The 1,335-nt window shown below is 43.6% G+C and carries 2 protein-coding genes; both read left to right on the top strand.

From position 1 onward, the window contains the following. Positions 1–285 precede the first annotated feature (285 nt). Positions 286–795, top strand: a complete 510-nt coding sequence (locus G7Y46_RS09035) for a hypothetical protein (RefSeq protein ID WP_165254020.1) — start codon at positions 286–288, stop codon at positions 793–795. Positions 796–1,024: 229 nt separating this feature from the next. Further along, the coding region (locus tag G7Y46_RS09030; RefSeq protein ID WP_165254019.1) for a hypothetical protein at positions 1,025–1,335 on the top strand (311 nt) is incomplete at its 3' end.

The following is a 1,335-nucleotide window of genomic DNA, read 5'->3' as shown; positions in this document are numbered from 1 at the left end:
CGGGAGGTATCTGCTATACAAACTTTGCAGCTTTTGTTAGTCGATTGTGCAGATTGTATGTTCACCTGTGGAAAAATGAACCATAAATAGCTCATTTTCAAAAAAGTTCTTGCAATTCTAGGAAAGCGGGTTTTATAGTTCGGGCTGTCGATAAGACAATGGGAATTTGCGAGTAACTCGCTTTTGCGTTTTGTCTGGTTTGTAATTTGAATCAGAACAGATGCTTTTAGTGGAACGGGAATGAAGCTAAAAGCTAGCAAAAAGCAAGTGCTAAGGGACGGAAAAATGAAGAAGATGCATTTGCCTAACAAGGCATTAGTTTCAACGATTGTAGCCTCTTTGGTTCTAACACTGAGTCCTGCATCTGCGTTAGCAGATGAGACGCTGGCTATACAAGATACAAAATCAAGTAGCTCTAGTGCATCAGTTGAGGCATCTAAGACACCAGATGTGTCCAAAACAGATACACAGAGCATATCTTCTAAAGATGAATCTAGCGAAGACCTAGACAAGATTTGTCAAAGCGCAATAGAGGAAAAAGACGATATAGAGGTAGTATCTGTTTCTGTAAACCTTGCTGATAAGCAAAGTGAAGTTAGCATTGTCCAGCAAGCAGGTCTAACCTTTGCCATAAACGACAAAGATACATCTGTACCTAGGGCAGCACTTCTTGGCTGGTCTGCTAAATCTCTAAAAGACACACTTGCTATACCCTCAAGCATTCAGGTTAATAACACCTCATACACTGTTACGAACATCAGTACGAATATAGAAATGGGGGGGGGGGTTCTATGAATTTAGCTCTACAGAGCTAGACCCCCAAAATTCAAAAAATTTCCCAACAACTGCAACTAATACAAACAAAGATATAAGTGAAAATGCGTCCGCAGCCACTAGTGCTGCAGATGCAGGCATTGCTAACCCATATATTGGCGAGTATTACTCTGAAGCTGAAAAGGCACCCGGAGTAACGCAAGTCACAATTCCTGATACGGTTGAACAAATTGACCTAGCTTTCTTTCAAATGCTGCCAAACCTTACATCCATCGATGTAGCAGCAAACAATACACACTACTCAAGCTACAACGGAGCGCTGCTAGATGCAGCCAAAACTAGCCTCCTCCTCATCCCAGAGGGCATGGAGGGCACCGCTGTGCTCCCTGACACACTGGCCGCTGTCCCTGCTTGTGTCTTTTCCCGATGCACCAAGCTTATGGCCATTTCTGTTGCAAATACAGGGAGCGCAGCTTCTAGTGCCTATGCCGCCCAAGATGGAATCTTATATACAAACGACTTGTCCTCACTCATAGCTGCTCCTGCTGGCATTGGTGCTAG

It is taken from the genome of Adlercreutzia sp. ZJ304, from assembly GCF_011039075.1.
Taxonomy (GTDB): domain Bacteria; phylum Actinomycetota; class Coriobacteriia; order Coriobacteriales; family Eggerthellaceae; genus Adlercreutzia_A.
The sequence above is the reverse complement of the archived record's forward strand: the minus strand, read 5'-3'. Positions and strand labels throughout refer to the sequence as shown.